This window comes from Nocardioides lianchengensis (assembly GCF_900101465.1).
GTDB lineage: Bacteria > Actinomycetota > Actinomycetes > Propionibacteriales > Nocardioidaceae > Nocardioides > Nocardioides lianchengensis.
The window spans coordinates 445,584-470,135 of record NZ_FMZM01000002.1; the positions used below are offsets into that span (position 1 = coordinate 445,584).

At 73.4% G+C, this 24,552-nt stretch carries 23 protein-coding genes; 12 read left to right on the top strand and 11 right to left on the bottom strand.

The features are described 5' to 3' along the window. Positions 1–22: 22 nt before the first annotated feature. From BLT76_RS05760 to BLT76_RS05785, 6 genes are all read right to left on the bottom strand, one after another. Complete coding sequence (locus tag BLT76_RS05760) at positions 23–709, bottom strand: response regulator (RefSeq protein WP_090852028.1); 687 nt, start codon at positions 707–709, stop codon at positions 23–25. Further along, positions 706–3,192, bottom strand: a complete 2,487-nt coding sequence (locus BLT76_RS05765) for a sensor histidine kinase (protein WP_090852031.1) — start codon at positions 3,190–3,192, stop codon at positions 706–708. Before BLT76_RS05765 ends, BLT76_RS05760 begins: the two co-directional genes overlap by 4 nt. 2 nt (positions 3,193–3,194) lie before the next feature. Continuing rightward, complete coding sequence (kdpC, locus tag BLT76_RS05770) at positions 3,195–3,809, bottom strand: potassium-transporting ATPase subunit KdpC (protein ID WP_090852034.1); 615 nt, start codon at positions 3,807–3,809, stop codon at positions 3,195–3,197. A 70-nt stretch (positions 3,810–3,879) separates the two neighbouring features. Continuing rightward, a complete protein-coding gene (gene kdpB, locus BLT76_RS05775) occupies positions 3,880–5,844 on the bottom strand; it encodes a potassium-transporting ATPase subunit KdpB (protein WP_090852037.1) in 1,965 nt (654 codons plus the stop codon). Beyond that, a complete protein-coding gene (kdpA, locus tag BLT76_RS05780) occupies positions 5,841–7,505 on the bottom strand; it encodes a potassium-transporting ATPase subunit KdpA (RefSeq protein ID WP_090852040.1) in 1,665 nt (554 codons plus the stop codon). The genes kdpB and kdpA overlap by 4 nt, the downstream gene beginning before the upstream one ends. Before the next feature lie 224 nt (positions 7,506–7,729). Continuing rightward, positions 7,730–8,740: an Lrp/AsnC family transcriptional regulator gene (locus BLT76_RS05785; protein WP_170866949.1), complete on the bottom strand. Its 1,011-nt coding sequence runs from the start codon at positions 8,738–8,740 to the stop codon at positions 7,730–7,732. Between the two features lie 121 nt (positions 8,741–8,861). Between BLT76_RS05785 and BLT76_RS05790 the strand changes: the two genes are divergently transcribed. From BLT76_RS05790 to BLT76_RS05805, 4 genes are all read left to right on the top strand, one after another. Beyond that, positions 8,862–10,328 (top strand): MFS transporter, encoded by a 1,467-nt coding sequence (locus tag BLT76_RS05790; protein WP_211752734.1) that lies wholly within the window; start codon positions 8,862–8,864, stop codon positions 10,326–10,328. A 68-nt stretch (positions 10,329–10,396) separates the two neighbouring features. Continuing rightward, positions 10,397–11,218 (top strand): MBL fold metallo-hydrolase, encoded by an 822-nt coding sequence (locus BLT76_RS05795; RefSeq protein ID WP_090852046.1) that lies wholly within the window; start codon positions 10,397–10,399, stop codon positions 11,216–11,218. 137 nt (positions 11,219–11,355) lie between these two features. Then, the gene (locus tag BLT76_RS05800) at positions 11,356–12,720 is read left to right on the top strand and encodes a hemolysin family protein (RefSeq protein WP_090852050.1); all 1,365 of its coding nucleotides are present in this window, start codon (positions 11,356–11,358) and stop codon (positions 12,718–12,720) included. Then, entirely contained in the window at positions 12,720–13,751 is a 1,032-nt protein-coding gene (locus tag BLT76_RS05805) for a hemolysin family protein (protein WP_090852053.1), read from the top strand. Before BLT76_RS05800 ends, BLT76_RS05805 begins: the two co-directional genes overlap by 1 nt. A gap of 172 nt (positions 13,752–13,923) precedes the next feature. Here BLT76_RS05805 and BLT76_RS05810 read toward each other — a convergent pair whose 3' ends face one another. Next, positions 13,924–15,504: a bifunctional phosphatase PAP2/diacylglycerol kinase family protein gene (locus tag BLT76_RS05810; RefSeq protein WP_170866950.1), complete on the bottom strand. Its 1,581-nt coding sequence runs from the start codon at positions 15,502–15,504 to the stop codon at positions 13,924–13,926. 68 nt (positions 15,505–15,572) lie between these two features. Between BLT76_RS05810 and serS the strand changes: the two genes are divergently transcribed. The 5 genes from serS to BLT76_RS05835 are packed head-to-tail and all read left to right on the top strand — an operon-like array spanning position 15,573 to position 19,620. Continuing rightward, positions 15,573–16,859 carry a serine--tRNA ligase gene (gene serS / locus BLT76_RS05815; protein WP_090852056.1) on the top strand — a complete coding sequence of 429 codons (1,287 nt, stop codon included), beginning with the start codon at positions 15,573–15,575 and terminating at the stop codon, positions 16,857–16,859. Then, entirely contained in the window at positions 16,852–17,715 is an 864-nt protein-coding gene (locus BLT76_RS05820; RefSeq protein WP_090852059.1) for an HAD family hydrolase, read from the top strand. The genes serS and BLT76_RS05820 overlap by 8 nt, the downstream gene beginning before the upstream one ends. Next, on the top strand, positions 17,697–18,188 hold the full coding sequence (locus BLT76_RS05825) for a GNAT family N-acetyltransferase (RefSeq protein ID WP_090852062.1): 492 nt from the start codon (positions 17,697–17,699) through the stop codon (positions 18,186–18,188). Before BLT76_RS05820 ends, BLT76_RS05825 begins: the two co-directional genes overlap by 19 nt. Further along, positions 18,185–18,979 carry an HAD family hydrolase gene (locus BLT76_RS05830; RefSeq protein WP_090852065.1) on the top strand — a complete coding sequence of 265 codons (795 nt, stop codon included), beginning with the start codon at positions 18,185–18,187 and terminating at the stop codon, positions 18,977–18,979. Before BLT76_RS05825 ends, BLT76_RS05830 begins: the two co-directional genes overlap by 4 nt. A gap of 17 nt (positions 18,980–18,996) precedes the next feature. Further along, positions 18,997–19,620 (top strand): hypothetical protein, encoded by a 624-nt coding sequence (locus BLT76_RS05835; protein WP_090852068.1) that lies wholly within the window; start codon positions 18,997–18,999, stop codon positions 19,618–19,620. A gap of 130 nt (positions 19,621–19,750) precedes the next feature. Here BLT76_RS05835 and BLT76_RS05840 read toward each other — a convergent pair whose 3' ends face one another. From BLT76_RS05840 to mobA, 4 genes are read right to left on the bottom strand one after another with little or no spacing between them, the layout of a single operon-like run. Beyond that, positions 19,751–20,344 carry a bacterial proteasome activator family protein gene (locus BLT76_RS05840; protein ID WP_090852071.1) on the bottom strand — a complete coding sequence of 198 codons (594 nt, stop codon included), beginning with the start codon at positions 20,342–20,344 and terminating at the stop codon, positions 19,751–19,753. A 31-nt stretch (positions 20,345–20,375) separates the two neighbouring features. After that, positions 20,376–21,344: an NAD(P)H-quinone oxidoreductase gene (locus tag BLT76_RS05845; RefSeq protein ID WP_090852075.1), complete on the bottom strand. Its 969-nt coding sequence runs from the start codon at positions 21,342–21,344 to the stop codon at positions 20,376–20,378. A 22-nt stretch (positions 21,345–21,366) separates the two neighbouring features. Then, positions 21,367–21,693 (bottom strand): DUF6457 domain-containing protein, encoded by a 327-nt coding sequence (locus BLT76_RS26120; protein WP_179714447.1) that lies wholly within the window; start codon positions 21,691–21,693, stop codon positions 21,367–21,369. A gap of 13 nt (positions 21,694–21,706) precedes the next feature. Next, a complete protein-coding gene (mobA, locus tag BLT76_RS05855; RefSeq protein ID WP_090852078.1) occupies positions 21,707–22,273 on the bottom strand; it encodes a molybdenum cofactor guanylyltransferase in 567 nt (188 codons plus the stop codon). Positions 22,274–22,300: 27 nt separating this feature from the next. Here mobA and BLT76_RS05860 point away from each other — a divergent pair, with 27 nt between their 5' ends. Genes BLT76_RS05860 through BLT76_RS05870 form a run of 3 tightly spaced genes read left to right on the top strand, consistent with a single transcriptional unit; the run spans position 22,301 to position 24,415 of the window. Beyond that, a complete protein-coding gene (locus BLT76_RS05860) occupies positions 22,301–23,056 on the top strand; it encodes a carbon-nitrogen hydrolase family protein (RefSeq protein ID WP_090852081.1) in 756 nt (251 codons plus the stop codon). An 11-nt stretch (positions 23,057–23,067) separates the two neighbouring features. Continuing rightward, complete coding sequence (locus tag BLT76_RS05865; RefSeq protein WP_244509272.1) at positions 23,068–24,144, top strand: hypothetical protein; 1,077 nt, start codon at positions 23,068–23,070, stop codon at positions 24,142–24,144. 37 nt (positions 24,145–24,181) lie between these two features. Next, positions 24,182–24,415: a biotin/lipoyl-binding carrier protein gene (locus tag BLT76_RS05870; protein WP_090852084.1), complete on the top strand. Its 234-nt coding sequence runs from the start codon at positions 24,182–24,184 to the stop codon at positions 24,413–24,415. Positions 24,416–24,552 lie beyond the last annotated feature (137 nt).

The window sequence follows — 24,552 nt, forward strand, 5'->3', positions numbered from 1 at the left end:
ACGGACTACCCCGCCGACCCCCTCAGGGTTCCAGGGTGTACCCGAGGCCCGGGGAGGTCAGGAGGTACCGCGGGTGGGCGGGGTCGGCCTCCAGCTTGCGGCGCAGCTGGGCGGCGTAGACGCGCAGGTAGTGGGACTCGTGCTCGTACGCCGGCCCCCACACCTCGCGCAGCACCTGCTCGCGGGTGACCAGCCGGCCGACGTTGCGGGCGAGCAGCTCGAGGAAGGCCCACTCCGTGGGCGTCAGCCGTACGTCGGCCCCGTCCCGCGCGACCCGCTTGCGCGCGAGGTCGATCACCAGCGGCCCGACCTCGACCACCGCGTCGGACGAGGAGGGCGGAGCGGAGGCGCCGCGTCGTACGGCGGCGCGCAGGCGGGCGAGCAGCTCGTTCATCGCGAAAGGCTTGGTGACGTAGTCGTCCGCGCCGAGGTCGAGCGCCTCGACCTTGTCCTCGCCGTGCTGGCGGGCCGAGAGCACGACGATGGGCACGGCCGACCAGCCGCGCAGGCCGGCGATCACCTCGGTGCCGTCGAGGTCGGGCAGGCCGAGGTCGAGGAGCACCACGTCGGGGTGGGTGGAGGCGGCGGCGTCGAGGGCGGAGCGGCCGTCGGCCGCGGTGGTGACCTCCCAGCCGTGGGCGCGCAGGTTGATCGCGAGGGCGCGGGCCAGGGCCGGCTCGTCGTCGACGACCAGCACCCGGGGACTCACGGAAGAGCCCTCGGCAGGGTGAGCACCATGGTCAGCCCGCCGCCCGGGGTGTCCTCGGCCGCCAGAGACCCGCCGACCGACTCCGCCAGCCCGCGGGCCACGGCCAGGCCGAGCCCGAGACCGCCCGGCGAGGAGTCGTCGAGGCGCTGGAAGGGCTCGAACATCCGCTCCCGCTGGGCAGGCGGTACGCCGGGGCCGCGGTCGACGACGAGCACCTCCACAGTCTCCGCCAGCACGTGGGCGAGCACGCGCACCGGCTCGCCGCCGGAGAGCCGTACGGCGTTGCCGACCAGGTTGGCCACCACCCGCTCGAGCAGCCCGGCGTCGGTGAGGACGAGCGGGGCGTCCTCGTCGACCTCGAGCGAGACGAGGCCCGGGCCGTGCCCGGCGACGGCCAGCGGCAGCACCTCGTCGAGGCTGCGCGGGGTGAGCGCGGGCCGCATCAGCCCGGACTGGATGCGGGACAGGTCGAGCAGGTTGTCGATGAGCCGCTCCAGCTGCTCGGTGGAGGAGTCGACGGAGGCGACCAGCTCGGCCCGGTCCGCGGCGTCGAGGGAGCCCGAGACCAGGCCGTCGACCGAGGCCCGCATGGTCGCGAGCGGGGTGCGCAGGTCGTGGGAGACCGCGCGCAGGACGGCGGTGCTGGTCGCCTCGGCGCCCTCCAGCGCGGCCGCCTCCTCCTCGCGGCGCCGCAGCCGGCGGTACTCCAGGACCAGCCCGGTCTGCACCCCGAACGCCTCCAGGACCCGCCGGTCCGAGGCCCGCAGCGGCGACCCGCAGAGGACCAGCAGGTGGTCGTCGTCGACGGTCACCTTGGTGTCCCCGTCGTCGGGGTGCGACGCGCACGGGCCGCCGCTCGAGGCGAGCACGGTCCAGCCGGCCGCGGTGCGCTCCAGCAGCGAGACGGCGTCCTGGCCGAACGTCTCCCGCAACCGGGTGACGACGGCGTCCGCCGTGTCGGTGCCGGTCAGCACCGAGCGCGAGAGCGCGCCGAGGGTGGCCGCCTCCGCCCGCGCCCGTACGGCGTCCGCCGCCCGCCGGGAGGCCCGGTCCACGACGGTCGCGACGGCCACCGCGACCGCCACGAAGACCAGCAGCGCGACCAGGTTCTCCGGCTCGGCGACGGTGATCCGGTTCAGCGGCGGGGTGAAGAACCAGTTCATCAGCACGAAGCCGAGCACCGCCGCGAGCAGGGCCGGCACCAGCCCGCCGACCAGCGCGACCAGCACGGTCAGCGCCAGGAACAGCAGCACGTCGAGCGGCAGCTGGTCGGGCTCGTGGAAGTGGTCCAGCACGACGGTGAGCAGCACCGGCAGCAGCAGGCCGAGCAGCAGGCCGGCGTACTGACGGGTCCGGCTGAGCGGGGAGAGGTACCACCGTGGCCGGCCCGCGCGGGCGCTCTGGTCGTGGGTGACCAGGTGCACGTCGACCGAGCCCGCGAGCTGGGCGACCCGGTCGCCCGTCGTACCGGCGAAGAGACGGCGCAGCCGGCCGTGCCGGGAGACGCCGACGACGATCATCGTGGCGTTCGCGCCGGTGGCGAAGTCGACCACCGACGTCGGGACGTCCTCGCCGACGACCGAGTGCAGGCTGCCGCCCAGGGAGTCGACGAGCTGCTGGACCTTCGCGACCCGGCGGTCGTCGGGGACGGCCAGCCCGTCGGTGGAGATCACGTGGACGGCGAGCAGCTCCGAGCCCGCGGCGCGCTGGGCGAGGCGGGCGCCCCGCCGCAGCAGGGTCTCCGACTCGGCGCCGCCGGTGACCGCGACGACGATCCGCTCCTTGGTCGGCCAGGGGTGGTCGATGCGGTGCGCGCGGCGGTAGTCGTCGAGCGCGTCGTCGACCCGGTCGGCCAGCCACAGCAGGGCCAGCTCGCGCAGGGCGGTCAGGTTCCCCACCCGGAAGTACGACGTGAGCGAGGCGTCGATGTTGTCGGCCTGGTAGATGTTCCCGTGCGCCATCCGCCGCCGCAGGGCGTCCGGCGACATGTCGACCAGCTGGATCTGGTCGGCCGTGCGGACCACCTCGTCCGGCACCGTCTCGCGCTGCTTGACGCCGGTGATCCGCTCGACCTCGTCGTTCAGCGACTCGAGGTGCTGGATGTTGACGGTGGTGATCACGTCGATGCCGGCCCGGCGGATCTGCTCGATGTCCTCGGCGCGCTTCTCGTGCCGGCTGCCCGGCACGTTGGAGTGCGCGAGCTCGTCGACGCACACGACCTCGGGCCGCCGCGCGATCACCGCGTCGGTGTCCATCTCGGTGAAGGTGGTGCCGCGGTGGACGAGCTCGCGCCGGGGCACCACCTCGAGCCCCTGGACCTGCGCCGTGGTGTGCGGGCGGCCGTGGGTCTCGACGTACCCGACGACGACGTCGGTGCCGCGCTCCCCGCGCCGCCGGGCCTCGCCGAGCATGGCGTAGGTCTTGCCGACGCCGGGCGCGGCACCGAGGTAGACGGTCAGCCGTCCCCGGCGAGGCTCGTGCACGGTCACGATCCTGCCAGCCGCCGGACCGCGAGGTTGAGCAGCAGCACGTTGACGCGCGGCTCGCCGAGCACGCCGAGGGTCCGGCCGGCGGTGTGCTCGGCGACCAGGCGTCGTACGGCGTCCTCCGGCAGGTCGTTCGCGGCCGCGACCCGGGGCACCTGGAGGGCGGCGTACGCCTCCGAGATGTCGGGGTCGAGGCCGGACGCCGAGGCGGTGACGGCGTCCGCCGGGACCTCGGAGACCGCGACGCCCTCGCGCTCGGCCACCTCGGCCTGCCGCTCCTCGATGGCGGCGACGAGGTCGGGGCTCTCGGGCCCCAGGTTGGAGCCGTACGTCGACAGCGTGTCCCAGCCGTCGCCGGCGGCCGACGGGCGGGGGAAGAACAGCGCGTCGTCGGTGTTCCCCTGCCCGAGCAGCTCCGAGCCGACCGCCTCCGAGGGGTCGGTCGTGTGCGCGCCGGTCGAGGTGACCAGCGAGCCGCGGGCCTGCCAGGGCGAGGCGACGGCGGCGAAGCCGGTCATCACGAGCGGGTAGGCCAGCCCGAGCAGCAGGGTGGCGGCGACCATCAGGCGCAGCCCGGCGAGGCTCTGGCGGAACAGGTGCAGAAGGTCGGTCATGGCAGTCCTTTGCGGTGGTTGAGGAGGTCGCGCAGCGACCGTCTCGAAACCGGGTGAGCCGAGCGTCGGCCTAGAGCCCGGGGATGAGGGAGACGACGAGGTCGAGGAGCTTGATGCCGACGAACGGTGCGACCAGGCCGCCGACGCCGTAGACCAGCAGGTTGCGGCGCAGCAGCGCGGTCGCCGAGGCCGGCTTGTAGTGCACGCCGCGGAGCGCGAGCGGGATCAGCGCGACGATGATCAGCGCGTTGAACACGACCGCCGAGACGATCGCCGACTCCGGCGAGCTGAGCCGCATGACGTTGAGGACGTCGATGCCGGGGAACGCGACCACGAACATCGCGGGCAGGACGGCGAAGTACTTCGCGACGTCGTTGGCCACCGAGAACGTCGTCAGCGCCCCGCGGGTGATGAGCAGCTGCTTGCCGATCTCGACGACGTCGATGAGCTTCGTCGGGTCGCTGTCGAGGTCGACCATGTTGCCGGCCTCCTTGGCCGCGGTCGTGCCCGTGTTCATCGCGACACCGACGTCGGCCTGGGCCAGTGCGGGGGCGTCGTTGGTGCCGTCGCCGCACATCGCGACCATCCGGCCACCGGTCTGCTCCTTGCGGATCAGCGCCAGCTTGTCCTCCGGCGTGGCCTCGGCGAGCACGTCGTCCACCCCGGCCTCGGCGGCGATCGCCTTCGCGGTCACCGCGTTGTCGCCGGTGATCATCACCGTGCGGATGCCCATCGCGCGCAGCTCGTCGAAGCGCTCGCGCATCCCCTCCTTGACGACGTCCTTGAGGTGGACGACGCCGAGCAGCCGGTCCTGCTCGGCCACCACGAGCGGGGTGCCGCCGGTCTCGCTGACCTGCTGGACCAGGACGTCGAGCCCGGGGTCGGTGCGGCCCACCCACGCGGTCACCGCGGACGCCGCGCCCTTGCGGATCGACCGGCCGTCGACGTCGAGGCCGCTCATCCGGGTGCTCGCGCTGAACTCCACGAACACCGCCCCCGCGGGCACGTCCGGCCGCTCGCCGACCAGGTCGACGATCGAGCGCCCCTCGGGCGTCTCGTCGGCCAGCGAGGCCAGCAGCGCCGCGTCGGCCAGCTCGCGCTGGGTGACGCCGTCGAGCGGCAGCAGCTCGCTGGCCCGCCGGTTGCCGTAGGTGATGGTGCCGGTCTTGTCGAGCAGGAGCACGTCGACGTCGCCGGCCGCCTCGACCGCGCGGCCCGACATGGCGAGCACGTTGCGGCGCACCAGGCGGTCCATGCCGGCGATGCCGATGGCCGAGAGCAGGGCGCCGATGGTGGTCGGGATCAGGCAGACCAGCAGCGCGGTCAGCACCAGGACCGACTGCTGCGCGCCGCTGAAGTCGGCGACGAACCAGAGCGAGCCGACCACGGCCAGGAAGCAGACCGTCAGGGCGGACAGCAGCACGTTCAGCGCGACCTCGTTGGGGGTGCGCTGGCGCTCGGAGCCCTCGACCAGGGCGATCATCCGGTCCACGAACGACTGCCCGGGCTCGGAGGTGATGCGGACGACGATCCGGTCCGACAGGACCGTCGTACCTCCGGTGACCGCGGAGCGATCGCCGCCCGACTCGCGGATCACGGGGGCCGACTCGCCGGTCACGGCCGACTCGTCGACCGAGGCGACGCCCTCGACGACGTCGCCGTCGCCGGGGATCCGCTGGCCGGCCACGACGACCACCAGGTCGTCCTTGCGCAGCGAGGTCGAGGGGACCTCCTCCACGGAGCCGTCGGTCCGCTGCCGGAAGGCAGTGGTCTCCTGCTGCAGCGCGCGCAGGCTGGCGGCCTGGGCCTTGCCGCGGCCCTCGGCGACCGACTCGGCCAGGTTGCCGAAGATGACGGTCAGCCAGAGCCAGACCGTGACCGACCAGCCGAGCACGCTCGGGTCGGTCACCGACAGGATCGTGGTGAGCAGCGCGCCGAGCCAGACGACGAGCATCACGGGGGTGCGGACCAGCTCGCGCGGGTCGAGCTTGCGGAGGGCGCCAGGGAGGGCCTGGCGAAGGGTGAGGGCGTTCACGACAGGGACTCCACGATCGGACCGAGGGTGAGGACGGGGACGTAGTTCAGGCCGACCACGACCAGGGCGACGCCCGTCAGGAGGACCACGAACAGCGGTCGGTGGGTGGGCAGGGTGCCGGCGCTCTGCGGCAGCCGCTGCTGCGCGGAGAATCGGCCGGCCAGGGCGAGGACGATGAGCATCGGCAGGAACCGTCCGAAGAGCATCAGCAGGCCGAGCAGGGTGTTCCAGAACGGCGTGCCGGAGGTCAGGCCGCCGAACGAGCTGCCGTTGTTGTTGGCGGCCGAGGCGACGGCGTACAGCGCCTCGGTGAAGCCGTGCGGGCCGCTCTCCTGGAGCCCGGCCACGCCGTCGCTCGCGGTGACGGCGACCGCGATGCCGGCGAGCAGCAGGATCGGGGTGGTCAGGACGTACGCCGCGACCAGGACGATCTCGCGCTGGCTGATCTTCTTGCCGAGGTACTCCGGCGTACGACCGACCATCAGGCCGCACAGGAAGACGGTGAGGATCGCCAGCATCAGCATGCCGTAGAGGCCGCTGCCGACGCCGCCGGGCGAGATCTCGCCGAGCATCATCCCGAACAGGGCGACGCCGCCGCCGGGGGCGGTCAGCGAGTCGTGCATGGAGTTCACGGCGCCGGTCGACGTACCCGTGGTGACGGCGGCGAACAGCGCCGAGCCGGCCTCGCCGAAGCGGGCCTCCTTGCCCTCCATCGCGGCCCCGGCGAGCTGCGGCGCCGTCCCGGGCGCGGCCATCTCGGCCCAGGTCAGCAGGCCGACGCCGATCGTCAGCAGGGTCGCCATGACCGACAGGACGGCGAGGCCCTGGCGCCGGTCCTTGACGATGAGGCCGAAGGACCACGCGGTGGCGAACGGGATCAGCAGCATCAGGTAGATCGAGACCAGGTTGCTGAGCGCGGTGGGGTTCTCGAACGGGTGGGCGGCGTTCACGTTGTAGAACCCGCCGCCGTTGGTGCCGAGCTGCTTGATCGCCTCCTGGCTCGCGACCGGGCCGCCGGTGAGGACCTGGGTCGCGCCGTCGAGGGTGGTGAGGTCGGCGTTCGAGGCGAGGTTCTGCACGACGCCGAGCAGGATCAGCACGGCGGCGCCGAGCACGGAGATCGGCAGCAGCACGCGGACGACGCCGCGCACCAGGTCGGTGAAGAAGCTGCCGACCCGGGCGTGCCCCCCGCTGCGGGCGAGCCCGCGGGCGAACGCGGCGGCGACGGCCATGCCGACCGCGGCCGACACGAAGTTCTGCACGGTCAGGCCGGACATCTGCATCAGGTGGCCCAGGGCGGCCTCGCCGGAGTACCACTGCCAGTTCGTGTTCGTCACGAAGCTGACCGCGGTGTTCCAGGAGCCGTCCGGCGTCAGCGGCCCGAAGCCCAGGCTCAGCGGCAGGTGCTGCTGGAGCCGGCCGAACGCGTAGAGCACCAGGACGCCGACCATCGAGAAGCCGAGCACCGACATCGCGTAGCTGCGCCAGTGCTGGTCGGCGTCGGGGTCGACGCGCAGGACGCGGTACGCCGCCCGCTCGACCCGCAGGTGCTTCGGCGAGGTGTAGACGTGGGCGAGGTAGCGGCCCAGGAAGGGGACGGAGACGGCCAGCGCGACGACGAGCACCGCGAGCTGGCCGAGGGCCGGGGCGAGGTCGCTCACCGGTCGAGCGCCCGGGTCAGGAGCGCCATCGCCACGAAGGCGAGCAGCGTCAGGGCGAGGTAGAGAAGATCGGTCACGTCCTCATTGATAGGTCCGTCGTACGGCGTCCTCACGGGTCCTTGACGGTTCCTTGACGGCCTTCCGGTCGGCCTTGACGGGATCCGGACGGTGGGTCGGCCGTCGCCCCGGACCCGGCTGCCGGATGCCCTACCCGCGGTGCGCGGTCACGGAGCGAGGCGACCGTCGGCCACCAGGGTGCCCGTCCGCTTCACCACGGTGCCCCACGGCGAGATCTCGAGCGACACGATGCCCGGCAGCGACCCGACCCCCTGGGTGACGAGCTCGTAGAGCTCACGGTGGTCGCGGGAGGTGACCGACACCAGGAGGTTGTGCTGGCCGGTGATGGCGGCGGCGTACTCGACCCCGGGCAGGTCCGCGACCTTCCGCCCGGCCGCGTCGAGGTCGCCGGGCCGGACGGTGGCCCACAGGTGAGCGGCGACCGCGCGGTCGATCACGTCCGGCGAGACGTCGACGTCGAAGTAGACCAGCCCGGCGGCGAGCAGGGACCGGAGCCGGCGACGCGCGGCCCCGGCGGTGGTGCCGGACACGGCGGCGAGGTCGGCGTACGTCGCCCGGCCGTCCTCGCTCAGGCGCGCCAGCAGGGCGCGATCGTGGGCGTCGGGCGGGAGGAGTGGCCAGGTGGACGCGTCGGGGGCGGGGTCGGAGACGGACCACTCGGTGAGTGCGGCCCGCTGGGCGTCGTCGAGTGCGCGCAGCCCGGTCGGCTCGGAGAGCTCGACGACGTAGCCGTGCATCACCATGGCCACCTCGACGCCCAGGACCGGGCTGCTGCGCGGCAGCCGCTCGACCAGGAGGTCCTCGCGGATCCGGGCGGAGGGGCTGCGCACCGAGCAGACGACCTCGACGGCGCCGGCGGCGATCGAGACCCAGGAGACGTCCTCGCGCTGGGCGAGGGCCCGAGCCAGGGCGGGCGCGCCGCCGGGGCGGCACCGGATCCGCACCACCCAGGCGGTCTCGCCCCGCCCCTCGGGCCGGCGGACGCCGAGCACCCGGACGATCCCGTCCCGGCGCATCCGCCGGTAGCGCCTCGCCACGGTCTGCTCGGAGATGCCGAGCACCCCGGCGAGCACCGCGAACGGAGCGCGGGGTGCCAGGTGCAGACTGTGGAGGATCTGTCGATCGATCTGGTCGAGAGCGACACTTTCCTCGGGCACGGAGCCGATGATGGCAGATCGATGCGCCCACCGCGTGATGTCCGGTGGAGGGATCCCTGGTGGCCCGGAGACTTCCGAGGCGCCCGCATCCCGGCGGGCCCCACGATCCGAGGAAGCCACCATGCCCACCGCTGCCGTCGCGCGCGCCGCCGACGCCCCCACCCGCGAGGCCACCCTGACGATCGGGCTCGCCGTGCTCGGCGTGTTCGTCACCTACGTCCCCATCTCGGCCACCAGCGTGGCCCTCACCACGATCGGAACCGCCACCGGCGCCTCCACCGCCGACCTGCAGTGGGTCAGTGACGCGTACGTGATCCCGATGGCCGCCACTGTGCTGTCCGCCGGGGTGCTCGGCGACCTCTACGGTCGCCGGCGGGCCTTCATCGTGGGCATGCTCCTCACCGTCCTCGGCGCGATCGTGGCCGGCAGCGCCGGGCTCGCGTCCGGCTCCACCGCCGTCCACACGCTGTGGCTGGGCCAGGCGGTCAGTGGCCTCGGCGCCGGGCTGCTGCTGCCCACCACCCTGGCGCTGATCGGCCACGCCGTGCCCGACCCGCGTCGACGCGGGCGGTTCATCGGCATGTGGGCCACCGGCCTGATGCTCGGGCTCGCCCTCGGCCCGATCATCTCCGGCAGCCTCCTCGAGGCGACCGACGACTTGGGCTGGATCTTCGCCCCGACCGCCGCGCTCGCCCTGGCCGCCGGTGGCGTCGCCCTCGCCCTGCTTCCGGAGTCGAAGGCCCCGGAGGGGCGCCGCCCCGACTGGGGCGGTCAGGCCTGCGCGACGGTGACCATCGCCTCCTCGATCTACGCCACCATCAGCGGTGGCCAGCACGGGTGGTCCGCCACCAGCACCTGGCTCGGGTACGCCGTCGCGGTCATCGCCCTGATCGGGTTCGTGGCCGTCGAGCTGACCACCGAGACGCCACTCATGGACCTGCGGCTGTTCCGCTCCGCCGACTTCACCGCGGCCGGCGTCTCCGCGCTCGTGGCGCTGTTCTCCGTCGTGGGGGCGTTCTTCCTGCTCAGTCTGTTCCTGGGCTACGTCCAGCACCTGTCCGCGCTCGAGATCGGCGGCCGGATGGTGTTCGTGACCGGCGTGGGAGCCCTGGTGCCCCCGTTCCTCGGACCCTTCCTCCACCGGCTGCAGCCGTTGCTGCTGCTCGCCGGAGGCCTGGCCGTGAGCGCCGTCGGCGTCGTCGCGCTGACGGGCATCGAGGCCGGGACCGGCTACGCCGATCTCGCCTGGCGGCTCGCGATCTTCGGCGTCGGGCTGGCGATCACGATGACCACCGTCTCCACGGCCGCCATCAACGCGGTCTCCTGGCAGCAGGCCGGCATGGCGGCGGCCACCAACACGGCCCTGCGTCAGTACGGCGGCGCCCTGGGGCCGGCGATCCTCGGCGTGGTGTTCTCCGACCGGCTGGCTGCGGGCGCGACGCCCACGGAGGCCGTGCACACGGCGCTCGTCGTCAACGCCACGTTGCTCGGCATCGCGGCGCTGCTGTGCCTGGCGGCCGGCGTGGTCGACGGCGTACGCCGGCGGGTCCGACCATCGGTCGGCATGTCGGCGACCGGCGACCGATGAACCACGCCGACTCTGCGGGTCTCAGCATCCGTGAACACGACTCCCGGACCACGAACGACGGTTGACCCGTGCTGACCGAGATCGCGACCGGCGTGCTGGTCCACCAGAGCCCGCTGCTGCGCAACAACACCGTGGTCGTCGAGGGCCGGGACGGGGTGCTGCTCGTCGACCCGGGCATCACCGGGGCCGAGATGGGCTGCCTCGCCGCCGACCTGCGCGCGCGGGGTCTGCTGGTGGTGGCCGGCTTCGCCACGCACCCGGACTGGGACCACGTGCTCTGGCACGAGGCCCTGGGCGACGTGCCCCGCCACGGGACGGCGCGCTGCGCGGCCGTTCTGCGCGAGGTCCGGTCGCACCCGGACTGGCGGGCCCGGGTGACGGCGGGCCTCCCGCCGGAGATCGCCGGGGAGACGCCGCTCGACCTCTTCGGTCTCGTCACGGGTCTGTCGGCCGGCGGCACGGAGGTCCCCTGGGACGGCCCGCCGGTGCGCGTAGTGGAGCACCCGGCGCACTCGCCCGGGCACGCAGCCCTGGTGGTCGAGGAGCAGGGGGTGCTGGTCGCGGGCGACATGCTCTCCGACGTGTTCGTCCCGATGCTCGACGACGTCGGCGCCACGAACGACCCCGTCGAGGAGTACCTCGTCGGGCTCGACGTGCTGGAGACCGCCGCGGCGGGCGTCGAGGTCGTCGTACCGGGTCACGGGTCGGTCGGGCGGGGCGACCAGGTGGGCGCCCGGATCGAGCTGGACCGGGCCTACCTGCACGCCCTGCGCGAGGGGCGTCACGTGGACGACCCGCGCATCGGTCCCGCGGTGGAGCCCGGGTGGGAGTGGGTGCGCGACATCCACGAGGGCCAGGTGCGGAGCCTCGCCGGTCGGCCCGTTCAGTAGCGGACCTGAGGTCGTGTCGCGTGCCGCCCACCACACCGGGAACTCAGGGCCGACCACGCTCGTTCTCCCAGGACCATGCGCAAGAAGAAACCTCGACGATCCCAGGCCACCCGACTCGTTCCTGAGGCGGGTGGCCGATGACGACCATCCTCTCGCTGCTCCTGGGCCTGCTGGTGGTGCTCGCGATCACCGCGGCGACCGGCTACTTCGTGGCCCAGGAGTTCGCCTACATGGCGGTCGACCGCTCCCGCCTCAAGGCCCGCGCCGCCGCGGGTGACGCCACCGCCGAACGAGCGCTGAAGGTCACCCGCCGTACGTCGTTCATGCTGTCCGGCGCCCAGCTCGGCATCACCGTCACCGGCCTGCTGGTCGGGTACGTCGCCGAGCCGCTGATCGGTGACTCGCTCGGCGAGCTGCTGGGCGGGGTCGGGGTGCCGACCGGCGTCGGCATCGCGATCGGCACCGTGCTGGCGCTGGTCTTCTCGACCCTCGTGCAGATGCTGTTCGGCGAGCTGTTCCCCAAGAACCTGGCCATCGCCCGGCCCGAGCCGGTCGCTGACCGGCTGGCGATCTCGACGCTGGCCTACCTGAAGGCCACCGGGCCGCTGATCTGGGTCTTCGACCAGTCCTCCAACCTGCTGCTCCGCGCGCTGCGCATCGAGCCGGTCCACGACGTCGAGCACTCCGCGACCGCCCGCGACCTCGAGCACATCGTGGCCGAGTCGCGTGAGACCGGCGACCTCCCGGAGGAGCTCTCGGTCCTGCTCGACCGGGTCCTGGACTTCCCGACCCGCGACGTCGAGCACGCGATGGTGCCGCGCAGCCGCGTCGACGTGGTCGCGGTCGGCACCGACGTCCTCGACGTACGACGGCTGATGGCCACCGGTCACTCCCGCTACCCCGTCGTCGACACGGAGCAGGGCATCGCGGGCGTCGTCCACCTCGGCGACGTCCTGGACGCCGCGCCCGGCGCGACGCTCGCCGACCTGACCCGCCCGCCGCTCGTCGTCCCCACCCGGATGGCGCTGCCGGACGCCCTGGAGGAGCTGGCCAGCACCCGCAACGAGCTGGCCGCCGTCGTCGACGAGTACGGCGGCTTCGTCGGCGTGCTCACCCTGGAGGACCTGGCCGAGGAGCTGGTCGGCGAGCTGACCGACGAGCACGACACCGACGACGAGCCGGTCGCGGTCGACGAGGCCGACGGCTCCTGGCTGGTGCCGGCCGACCTGCCGCTCGACGAGGTCGAGCGCGCGCTGGGCCAGGACCTGCCCGACGGCGACTACCAGACCCTCGGCGGCCTGGTCATCGCCGAGCACGGCCGGCTGCCCGAGGTCGGCACCGTCGTGGAGATCCGGCTGCCGGACGACCCGGCCGACCTGGTCCAGGACGGCGAGCCCGCCCCGCGCCTCGCGCGGCTGGAGGTGGTCGAGGTGGAGCAGCACGTCCCCGCGACCGTGCGCGTCACCGTCCACGCGGTCACCAACGAGGTCGAGGAGTCCTGATGGAGAACCCCGTCGTGGTGGCCGTCGCCACCGTCGTCATCATCGCCGCGAGCGCGTTCTTCGTGGCCGTCGAGTTCGCGCTCATGGCGGCCAAGAAGCACCGTCTCGAGGACGCCGCCCCGAACAGCCGGTCGGCTCGCGCCGCGCTCCGCAGCTCCTCGGAGCTGACCGTGCTGCTCGCCGGCTCCCAGCTCGGCATCACCATCAGCGTGCTGGCGCTCGGCGCGATCACCAAGCCGGCCGTCCACCACTGGCTGACCCCGCTGTTCGAGGACTGGGGCGTCGTGCTCTGGGCCGCCGACGTCGCGGGCTTCGTGCTGGCGCTGATCGTGGTGACCTTCCTGCACCTGGTCGTCGGCGAGATGGCACCCAAGTCGTGGGCCATCGCCCACCCGGAGCGCTCGGCCACGCTGCTGGCGATCCCGATGCGCGGCTTCATGCTCCTCACCCGTCCGCTGCTCCGCGGCCTCAACAACGCCGCGAACTGGTGCCTGCGCAAGGTCGGGGTCGAGGCCGTCGACGAGATGGCCGGCGGCCAGGACCCGGCCGGGCTGCGGCAGCTCGTCGAGCACTCGGCGAACGTCGGCGCGCTGGACGCGTCGTACTCCGCCCAGCTGACGGGCGCCCTGGAGCTGGAGACCCTCACCCTGGGCGACCTGGTCCGGGCGGCCACGCCCACCGCGGTGCCCGAGGGTGCACGGGTCGCGGACGTCCAGGCGGCGAGCCGTCGTACCGGCCACCTGCGGATCCTGGTCGGCGACGCCGACCGGACCGTGGGCCTGGTGCACGTCCGCGACACCCTCGAGGAGGACGCCGAGGGCCCGATCGCCCCGCTCACCCGGCCGGTCCTGTCGCTGCCCGCCGACACCAAGGTGTACGCCGCCCTCGCGCGGATGCGGGAGTCCAGCAACCAGCTGGCCGTGGTCACCGACCCCGCCCGACCCGACGGCGGCCCGGACCGGGTCCGCGGCCTGGTCACCATCGCCGACCTGCTCCAGCGCCTGTTCCCGCTCCGCGAGCAGCCCGCCTGACGCCGAGTCGGCGTGAGGGTGGTGCCGAGTCGGCGCGAGCTCGCGCCGACTCGGCGACCCGGCTGGGTCTCCCGCGGGAGCGGAATGGGTCTCGACACGCCGGTCGCGGCTTCGCGAGCTCAGCCGCGCGGCTCGCTCGACCACCATCAGCGAGTCCGCTGGCGCGTCCTCGCTAGCGCGGGACGCGGACGAGCAGGCGGCCGTGGACGCACTCCATGCGGAGCTCGCGGCCCAGGCCGATGGAGTCGCCGTCGAGCTGGCGGGGGGTGTCGGAGCCGGCGCGGACGTGGATCGTCGCGCCGGTCATCCGGTTGATGGTGTCGTCGGTGCGCGACCGCTTGGCGAGCACCCGGAAGGCGAGCGGCACCCAGGACAGGAACCGCTGCGGGTGCAGCAGGACGACGTCGAGCTGCCCGTCGTCGATGGCGGCGTCGGGCAGCAGCGGCATGCCGGCCTGCAGCGACCCGACGTTGCCGACCACGACGGTGCGGGCGCGGTGCTTGGTGAACGGCGCGCCGTCGACCGAGATCTCGACCTTCACGGCGGGGAACATCAGCGCCTTCATCCCGGAGAGGACGTAGGCGATCCAGCCGACCTTCTTCTTCAGGTCCTCGTTGACGCCCTCCATGATCGCGGCGTCGAAGCCCATGCCGGCCATCACCATGAAGTGGGTGTCGTCGAAGCCGTCGCCGCTGACGTTCACCAGGTCGATCGCCCGGTCCTGGCCGTTGAGGCCGATGTCGATGGCCGAGCGCAGGTAGAGCGGGATGCCGAGGTTGCGGGCCAGCAGGTTGCCGGTGCCGGCGGGGATGATCCCGACCGGGATCCCGGTGCCGGCCAGCTCGGCGCAGACCTCGCGGACCGTGCCGTCGCCGCCGCACACCAGCACCAGGTCGGCGCCGGCGACCGACGCCGCCTCGGCCATGCCCGTGCCGGGGTCCTCGATGGTCGTCAGGTGCCAGGTCGGCTCGTTCCAGCCGGCCTCGGTGGCCATCGCGGTGACGATGGCCTGGAAGGCGCCGACGTCCTCGACCTTGATCGGGTTCAGCACCACCGCCAGCTGGCGCGCCGAGCTGAACACCTCGGGCAGCGGCTCGATGCCGGACTTCACCGCGATGCTCCGCGGCAGCGGGCTGTAGATCGCGAGCCCCAGGAGCACGGTGCCGATGCCGAGCAGCACACCGCCGACGACGTCGGAGGGGTAGTGCCGGCCGAGCAGCACCCGGTCGAGGCAGACCAGCACGGTCACCAGTCCGGCGGCGACGTACACGATGCGTCGTACGCCGGAGCGGCGCACCAGCATCAGCACCAGCACGCACACCACGCCGGCCAGCGCGGCGGTCATCGTCGCGTGCCCCGAGGGGTACGACGGCGTCCCGTGCTCGTTGACCAGCACCTGCCACTCGGGCCGGTCGCGGTCCAGCAGCAGCTTGGTCAGGTGGGTCAGCGCCCGGGCGACGACCAGCACGCCGACGGCGTACCCGGCGGCCCGGCGGTGGCCCTTGACGAACAGCCCGACCGCCAGCGCGACGCCGGCGACCACGATGCCCACGTCGCCGAACGCCTCCTCGACGCCGCGCAGCAGGTGGCGCAGCCAGCCCAGGTCGGTGGCCCAGGAGGTGGCCGGCCCGCCGCGGTCGTCGACGTCGACGACCGGCGCCCACCGCTGGTCGACGGCCACCGCGAGGGCCGCGAACAGCAGGTAGCACAGGGCTGCCCAGCTCAGCAGCACGACACGGGGACGATCCAGCACCGGCCAAGTATGACCAAGGGGGCATTACTCGCGTGAGCCGCCGCCGTACGCCCCGATAGCCTGGCGTCATGATCGACCCCCGCATCCTCCGCGAAGACCCCGACCGTGTGCGCGCCGCCCAGGCCAAGCGCGGGCTGTCCGACGAGGTGGTCGACCAGGCCCTCGCCGCCGACGCCGAGCGCCGGCGGGCCATCCTCGACTTCGAGGGCAAGCGGGCCGAGCAGAAGCAGCTCGGCAAGCTGATCCCGCAGGCGCAGGGCGACGAGAAGCAGGCCCTGCTCGCCCAGACCAAGACCCTCGCCGCCGAGGTCAAGGCCGCCGAGGCGGCCCAGACCGCCGCCGACGAGGCGTGGAACGCCGCGCTCCTGTCGCTGCCGAACCTGGCCTCCGAGGAGACCCCGGAGGGTGGCGAGGACGACTTCGTGGTCCTGGAGACCGTCGGGACCCCGCGCGACTTCGCCGCCGAGGGCTTCGAGCCGCGCGACCACATCGAGCTCGGCAAGCTCCTCGGGGCCATCGACCTCGACCGCGGCGCCAAGGTCTCGGGCAGCCGCTTCTACTTCCTCACCGGCGTCGGCGCCCAGCTCGAGTTCGCGCTGATCAACCTGGCGATGGAGCAGGCCCGCAACGCCGGCTTCACCCAGGTCATCGCCCCCGCGCTGGTGCGCCCGCGGGCCATGGACGGCACCGGCTTCCTCGGCCAGGCGGCCGACGACGTCTACAAGATCGAGGGCGACGACCTCTACCTCGTCGGCACCTCCGAGGTGCCGATGGCGGCGTACCACTCCGACGAGATCCTCGACGGCGCCGCGCTGCCGCTGCGCTACGCCTCGTTCAGCCCGTGCTTCCGCAAGGAGGCCGGCTCGCACGGCAAGGACACCAAGGGGATCATCCGGGTCCACTGGTTCGACAAGGTCGAGATGTTCGTCTACACGACCACCGAGGACTCGTACGCCGAGCACCAGCGGCTGCTGGCCTGGGAGAAGGAGTTCCTCGACAGCCTCGAGCTCGCCTACCGCGTCATCGACGTGGCCGCCGGCGACCTGGGCCTCTCGGCCATCCGCAAGTTCGACTGCGAGGCCTGGATCCCCACACAGGGCAAGTACCGCGAGCTCACCTCGACCTCCAACTGCACCGAGTTCCAGACCCGGCGCCTGGACACCCGGGCCCGGTACGACGGCCAGGTCGGCCCGGTCGCCACGCTCAACGGCACGCTCTGCGCGATGACCCGCACCATCGTCGCGATCCTCGAGACCCACCAGCAGGCCGACGGCTCGGTCCGGGTCCCGAAGGCCCTGCAGCCCCATCTCGGCGGCCTCGAGGTGCTGAAGCCCGTCGGAGGACTCGGTGGTTGAGGAGGTCGCGCAGCGACCGTCTCGAAACCCAGACTGGACCCCGAAGGTCGTCGCCCTCGACATCGACGGCACCCTGCTGAAGTGGATCGAGGGCGAGGGCGCCACCCGCGAAGAGATCTCCCCGGCCGTGTACGACGCCGTGCACCGCGCCCTCGACGCCGGCGCCCACGTGGTGCTGGCCAGCGGCCGCTCCCCGCACGGCATGACCCCGATCGCCGACCTGCTCGACCTGCGCGGCCAGGACGGCGACCGGCTCTGGATCGTCGCCTCGAACGGCGCGGTGATCACCCGCTACCCGCCGCTCGAGGTGGTCCGGGAGGAGACCTTCGACGCCGGTCCGGCCGTCAAGGCGGTCCTCGAGCGGCACCCGAACGCGCTGGTCGCGGTCGAGGAGCGCGGGGTCGGCTACCGCGTCACCGACCACTTCCCGGAGGGCGAGCTCTCCGGCGAGATGATCGTGACCGCGGTCGACGACCTGGTCGCCGGCCCGGTCAGTCGGGTGATCATCCGCGACCCCGAGGCGACCGCCGACGAGTTCGTGGCCCTGGCCGGCGAGCTCGGCCTGCACGGCACCAACTACGTCGTCGGCTGGACCGCGTGGCTCGACCTGGCGGCCGTCGGCGTCGACAAGGCCTCGGGTCTCGCGCACGTCTGCGACGAGCTCGGCCTCACCGCGGCCGACGTACTCGCCATCGGCGACGGCCGCAACGACATCGAGATGCTCCAGTGGGCCGGTCGCGGCGTGGCGATGGGCCAGGCCATCCAGCCGGTCCTCGACGTCGCCGACGCGGTCACGGAGAGCGTCTACGAGGACGGCGCCGCGATCGAGATCGACCAGTGGTTCTCCCCGCGGTAGTCGCGACCGAGCGCCTCCGGCTGCCGCTCTGGACCGCGGACGACGTGGCCGCGATGCGCGACGGCGTACGACGCCCCGGGTGGCACGCCGACTTCCCGCGCCGGGACGACCGCGACGCGGCCACCCTGTGGCGCGCGGGCGACCCGTGGGCGCCGCGGAGCATCGTGCGCGGCACGACCGTGCTCGGCTCGATCGGCTTCTTCGGCCCGCCGGAGCCGGCCGCCGGCCTGGAGGACGGGATCGACGAGGTCGAGGTCGGCTACGGCCTGGTCGCCGAGGCCCGCGGCTGGGGCTTCGCCACCGAGGCGCTGACCGGCCTGCTCGAGCTCACCGACGCGGCCGGGATCCGGGTCCGGGCCAGCGTCGAGCCGGACAACAAGGCCAGCATCCGGGTGCTCGCGAAGTGCCGGTTCACCCAGCTGCGCGGGGCCAACGAGGACGGCGAGCTCGTGATGGCGCGGCCGCTCCCGTGACCACTCCACGGTTGGTCGCCACCGACCTCGACGGCACCCTCGTGCGCTCCGACGGCAGCGTCTCCGACTACACCCGCGAGGTGCTCCTCGAGCTCGACCGCCGCGACGTCCCGGTGGTGTTCGTGACCGGCCGGCCGCTGCGCTGGGCCGCGGAGGTCTTCGAGCACGTCGGCAGCCACGGGCTGGCGATCGTCTCCAACGGCGCGCTGGTCTGGGACGTCGCCCGCGAGCGGGTCGACCTGGAGCGGCCGATCGAGCCGGCGCTCGGGATCGAGGTCTGCCGGGCCATCCGCGCGGCGGTCCCGGGGACGTCGTACGCCGTGGAGGGCCTGGACGGGATCGGCCTGGAGCCGGGCTACCTGGAGCGCTTCCCGATGCCCGAGGGGAGCCGGCGCGCCCCGGTCGAGGAGCTCCTCGACCGGCCCGCGCTGAAGCTGCTGGCCCGCCACGAGGAACTCGACGCGGAGGAGTTCTGGGACCTGGCCGAGGTCGCGACCGAGGGGCGGCTGGTCATCACCTGGTCCTCGACGACCGCGCTGCTGGAGATCAGCGCACCCGACGTCACCAAGGCCTCCACCCTGTCGCTGCTGTGCGAGCGGCTCGGGATCTCCGCGGACGAGGTCGTGGCGTTCGGGGACATGCCGAACGACCTCCCGATGCTCACCTGGGCCGGGACGTCGTACGCCATGGCGGACGCGCACCGCACCGTCACCGAGATCGCCGACCACGTCGCCCCCGGGCACGACGAGGACGGCGTCGCGCGGGTGCTGGCTGGTGTGTTCGGGCTGTGACCTGGTTCCATGAGCGCGTGCCGACCCCGCCCGTGACGCTGCTGCGCCTCCTGGTGCTGGCCCTGCTCTCGAGCGCGCTGGTGTGGGTGGCGCCGTCCTCCGCCTCGGCCGCGTGCACCTGCACCGCCGCGGTGATCCGCTCCGACACCGAGCGGCTGGCCCGCAACGCCAACAGCGTCTTCACCGGCACGGTCGTCGGCTCCACCGTCGTCCGTCTCGACGACGGCACGGCCACCGCGGTCTTCACCGCCGAGGTCACCGTCGAGCTGATCTACAAGGGCGACGTCCGCGAGTCGACCGTCGAGGTCGAGACCGTCCGCGGGACCTCCGAGTGCGACCTGGGCCGGCTGGAGGCCGGACGCCGGTACGCGTTCTTCGTCGAGGCCGCCGAGGACGCGCTGGTCGCCGACGGCTGCGGCGGCACCCAGCCCGTCCGGCCCAAGCTGCTCGTCGAGCTGGAGGCGCTGTACGGCGCGGGCGAGCCGCCCCCCGTCGAGGTCCCCGCCGAGACCGCCAGCATCGAGCCGGTCCCCGGCGTCGAGGACCCGCCCACCTTCACCCGTGCGGCCGCCCCCGGAGGCGCGATGGTGCTCGTCGGGCTGCTCGGGCTGGTCGTCGTACGGCGCCTGGCTCGGCGCTGATCGGCCCGCCCCCGCAAAGGTTCATCGGCTAGCCGATGAACCTCACGCCGGGACGACAAAGGTTCATCGTCCAGCCTCGAGGTTCATCGGCCAGCCGATGAACCTTTGCGGCCGCCCGCCGACGGCCCACCTACAGGTACATGCCCCCCGAGTCGCCCGGCTGCGCACCGGGGTCCTGCCCGGGCTGGACGCCCGGAGCGGCCTGCGGCGGCAGCATGCCCGAGGGCAGCCCCTTGCGGATCTGCTCGAACTGCGCCCGCGCGGCCATCTGCTGCGCGTAGATCGCGGTCTGGATGCCGTGGAAGAGCCCCTCGAGCCAGCCGACCAGCTGGGCCTGGGCGATCCGCAGCTCGCCGTCCGACGGGGTGGTCTCCTCGCTGAACGGCAGCGCGAGCCGGTTGAGCTCCTCGACCAGCTCGGGCGCGAGGCCCTCCTCCAGCTCGTGGATGGAGGCCTGGTGGATCTCCTTGAGACGGTTGCGGCTGGCCTCGTCGAGCGGGGCCGCCTTCACCTCCTCGAGCAGCTGGCGGATCATGCTGCCGATCCGCATCACCTTCGCGGGCTGCTCGACCAGGTCGGTGATCGCGCGCTCGCCGCCCGACCCCTCGTCGTCGGACGCGGCCTGCGCCAGCGCCGAGGCGGGTACGGCGCCCAACGGCTGACCGTCCGGCCCGATCACGATGACCTGCTGCTCGTCCTGGCCGGACCCCTGCTGCTCGCTCATGGCGTCGACCCTACCCAGCGGCCCGGAGCCGTCAGAGGGTGAGCAGGATCTTGCCGGTGTGCTCGCCGGACTCCATCAGCGCGTGCGCCTCGGCGACCTGCTCGATCGGCATCGTGCCGTGCACGACCGGCTTCACGAGGCCCTCGGCGACCAGCGGCCAGACGTGCTCGACGACGGCGGCGCAGATGGCCGACTTCTCCTCGGTCGGCCGGGCGCGCAGGGTGGTGGCGATGACCGCGCCGCGCTTGCGGAGCAGGGCGCTGATGTCCAGCTCGCCACGAGTGCCACCCTGCATGCCGATGATGACGAGCCGGCCCTCGGTGGCGAGCGCGTCGACGTTGCGGCCGAGGTACTTGGCGCCCATGTTGTCGAGGATGACGTCGGCGCCACCGTGCTCCTGCACCACCGCCACGAAGTCCTCGTCGCGGTAGTTGATGGCGACGTCGGCGCCGAGCGACGTGCAGAAGGCGAGCTTCTCGGCGGTGCCGCCGGTGGTCAGCACGGTCGCGCCCAGCCGGTGGGCGATCTGGATCGCGAAGGTGCCGATCCCGCCCGCGCCGCCGTGGACCAGCAGCCGCTCCTGGGGCCGGAGCCCGGCCACCATGAACACGTTGGACCACACGGTGGCCGCGACCTCGGGCAGTGCCGCCGCGGTGACGAGGTCGACCCCGGCGGGCACCGGCATCACCTGGCCGGCCGGGACGGCGACGAGGCCGGCGTACCCGCCCCCGGCGAGCAGCGCGGTGACCTCGTCGCCGACCGCGAGGCCGGTGACGCCCTCACCGAGGGCGGCGACCGTGCCGCTGCACTCCATGCCGATCACGTCGGAGGCGCCCGGCGGCGGCGGGTAGAACCCCTGCCGCTGCAGCAGGTCGGCGCGGTTCAGGCCCGCGGCCGCGACCGCCACCAGCACCTCGCCCGGTCCGGCTTCGACGTCCGGGACCTCGGCGACCGACAGGACCTCGGGACCACCGGTCCCGCTCGCTACGACAGCACGCATGTCGCCAGCCTACGGACGGCTCTCAGTCGAAGCGCTCGCCCGTGTGGTCGACCCCGCTGTCGTCGGGGACATCGTCGTCGACGTCGTCGGGGTCCGGCGCACCCGCCGGTCGCTCCCAACCCTCGGCGAGCTGCTGCGCGCGGGCGGCCAGCTTCTCGACGGTGCTCGGGTCGGTGCCCTGGGCGCCCGCCGCCAGCCCCAGCAGGTACGCCGTCACCGGCGCCGCGGGCCGCTCGACCGTGTGCGCGACCACGCGCGCCAGGTCGAGCACCAGGGCCTCGTCGATCTCGATCTCCGGGTCCAGGTCGAGGACGTCGCTCAGCTCGTCGATCCAGTCGTGGAGGTTCACGCGTTCCAGACTCTCAGAGGTCCCGCAGGTCGGTCCAGGTGTCCACGTCGCGGTGCTCGTCGCCGGTGGCGGCGACCTCGGCCAGGTCCAGCGGACCGAGCAGCCGGTGCACGGCCATGCCGTGCTGCGCCTCGAGCCCGGGCCGTACGGCGGCCAGCCGCGTGGCGTCCAGCACCAGCGCCAGCTGGCGACGGCCGTCCGGCCCGACCAGGACGGCCCCGTCACGTGAGGAGGCGGCCTCGTGCAGCCGCCGGAACGTCAGCGCGCTCACGTGCGGCATGTCGACCGCCAGCACCCCGACCGTCCGCGGCGTGCGCAGCAGCGCGTCCACCCCGGTGAGCAGACCGGCCACCGGGCCGCCGTACCGGGGGCTCTCGCGGCAGAAGGTCACCGGCCGCTCGGTCGGCACCGGGTCGCCCACCACGACCACCTCGGCGGCGTCCACGAGCGCGTCCAGCGCGTGGGTCAGCAGGGTGCGGCCGTGCAGCTCGATCGACGCCTTGTCGGCGCCCCCGAGGCGCGCCGCCGTACCGCCCGCGAGCACCACGGCGCAGAAATCGAACGGACCCAGGTCCTCCATGACCCACCAGCGTGCCACGCTGGGGAGGTGCGCATCGCCCTGGTCCAGGAGCCCGCCGGCCTCGAGCCGGACGCCAACCGCGCCCGCCTGCGCGAGCTGACCCCCGCGGGGGCGGACCTGGTGGTCTTCCCCGAGGCCTTCGCCCGCGACTTCGGGGAGGCCGGCTCCGACGTCAGCCCGTACGCCGAGGCCGCGGACGGCCCCTTCGCGACCGCCGTCGCCGAGGTCGCCGCGGAGCGTGGCACGACGGTCGTGGCCGGCATGTTCGAGGTCGGTCCCGACCCGGACCGTCCGTTCAACACGCTGGTGGTCCGGGGCGCGGCGAGCGCCGACTACCGCAAGGTGCATCTCTACGACTCCTTCGGCTACCGCGAGTCCGACCGGCTCTCCGCCGGTGAGATCGCGCCCGCCGTCGTCGAGGTCGGCGGGCTGCGGGTCGGCCTGATGACCTGCTACGACCTGCGCTTCCCCGAGTTCGCGCGCGCGCTGGTCGACGCCGGCGCCGAGGTGCTGGTGGTGCCGGCGGCGTGGGTCGCCGGGCCGCGCAAGGTCGACCACTGGCGGACCCTGGTCCGGGCCCGGGCGATCGAGAACACCGTGTACGTCGCCGCCGCCGGCCAGCCCGGTCCGCGCTACAGCGGACACTCGCTCGTCGTCGACCCGCTGGGCGACGTGCTCGCCGAGGCCGCGGACGGGCCGGCCGTGCTGACCGCCGAGCTGGACCCGGAGCGGCTCGCCGAGGCGCGTCGTACCAATCCCTCGCTCGCGAACCGTCGTCTGTAACCTTCCTCGTCGTGTCGTCCGCCGCCCCCCGCCGTCGCGCCGAGCGCCCGGCACGGGAGCGCCAACAGCGGCGTGAGGGCCGCGAGCGCAAGCCGCTGCGTCAGCGCGCCGCCACCGTCGGGGAGTCCCGGCTGCCGGTGAGCGTGTGGGCGGTCGTCGTCCTCGCGGGCGTCGGCTGCCTGGTGGCCGCGATGGTCCCGGTCGGTCCTGAGGAGCTGGCCGGGGCCGGCTCGGTCGCCGTGGCCGGTGCGTTCGCCTGGGCCCTGGCCGCCCGCACCGGAGGCCGGCCGATCCTCTTCGGCGTCCTCGCCGTCGCCTGCGGCATCGGCGTGCTGGTCGCCGACGAGGACGCGCTGCGCACCGGCGCGGCCGTGATGACCTGCGTCATCAGCGCCGTCCTGGGCGTGGTCGCGACGGTCCCCGCCCGGCGCTTCGTGGGGGCGGCCCGCGAGTGCGTCGTCGCGATCCTGATCGCGGCCGTCGGCGCGCTCGCGACGGCGGGCTTCGCGCCGACCATCGACCTGCTGCGGTTCGAGTACGTCACCCTGGTGCTGGCGCTTGCCGGCGCGTTCGGCGTGGTCTACCGCCTCGGCGCCGGCTTCCACGGCCTGGGCCGCCGCGGCGTCGCCACCGTGCTCATCGGCGCCGTCGTCCTCGCCGTCACCCTCGCGTACGCCGAGCTGCTGCGCCGCTACGGCACCCCCGGCCTGGTCGACAACCTCCTCGACGGCGTGCGCTGGAGCCGCGAGCACCTCGGCGCCTTCCCGCGCCCCATCGAGACCGTCCTCGGCGTACCCGCCCTGGTCTGGGGCACCCACATGCGCGCCCGCCGCCGCCAGGGCTGGTGGGTCTGCGCGTTCGGCGCGGCCGCGACCACCCCGGTCGCGAACTCCCTGATGAACCCCACCATCTCGCTCTCCGAGGTCGGGCTGTCGGTGACCTACGGCCTGGTCATCGGTCTGGTCATCGGGTACGTCGTCGTCCGTCTCGACCTGCTCCTCACCGGCCCCCGGGGTCGCCGGGCGCGGCAGGCCGAGGAGGAGGCGGCGGCCCGCCCGGAGCCGGCGCGGACGAGCGCGCTGCTCTGAGTTCGGCGTACGTCTCAGTAACGGCTAGGTTCGCGACATGCCCCGCGAACAGGTCACCGAGATCGTCGCCGAGATGGTGGCCAACGTGCTGAGCGTGGCTGTCGGTCCCGGAGACGCCGTCGCCGTCGGCGACACCGTGGCGCTCCTGGAGTCCATGAAGATGGAGATCCCGATGCTGGCGGAGGTCGCCGGCACCGTGCGCGCCGTCAAGGTCGCGCCCGGCGACGTCGTCCAGGAGGGCGACGTGCTGGTGGAGCTGCTCGTCTCCTAGCGACTCGGTCGCGATCCGTATCTCTTTTGGACCCTGGATGTGGTCTCGATACGCCGGTCGCGACCTCCTTCGTCGCTCGCCCGGCTACTCGACCTCGCGGCAGGCTCCCGCCCTTCGCAGGCTCAGGACGGGGCCGC